Here is a 464-nt window from a genome sequence, read left to right as displayed (position 1 = left end):
CGCCCCCCTTTCAGTGGACTTCGGGTCTGAAAGCGGTATCGACCTTCTGGGGCTTGGTTTATCTGGTTTGACCAACCCACTGCTCGCTGCCGTTCTCGGAGGGGAACCAACGACGTCTCTTGACAATCTACACCTGGCCGTCGACCCGGATCTTCCTGAGGAAGCCGGCATCGATCCTAGTGTAACGATCGTCAACGGCAGCGCGAGTGGAGACGATATGACGGGAACCGCCGGGAGTGACCTGATCCATGGTCAGGCCGGCAACGACGTTATATTTGGGCTAGCGGGCAACGATACCATCTTCGGAGACGCCGGTAACGACACGCTGAACGGTGGCGCCGGTCAGGACAAGCTAGATGGTGGCACCGGGATCGATACCCTTGATTACGCCGGGTCGAATGCTGGTGTAACGATCGACCTCCAGCTCGGTACGGCTTCGGGGGGCCATGCGCAAGGAGACCAGG

Annotated in this window: 1 pseudogene; it reads left to right on the top strand. The window is 59.7% G+C overall.

What is annotated here, in order from left to right:
• Positions 1-464, top strand: a pseudogene (locus ASF70_RS09240) (hypothetical protein); the annotation flags it as partial.

This window comes from Rhizobium sp. Leaf321, assembly GCF_001423215.1.
GTDB classification, from domain to species: domain Bacteria; phylum Pseudomonadota; class Alphaproteobacteria; order Rhizobiales; family Rhizobiaceae; genus Neorhizobium; species Neorhizobium soli.
This window is presented reverse-complemented; position numbering and strand designations above follow the sequence as displayed.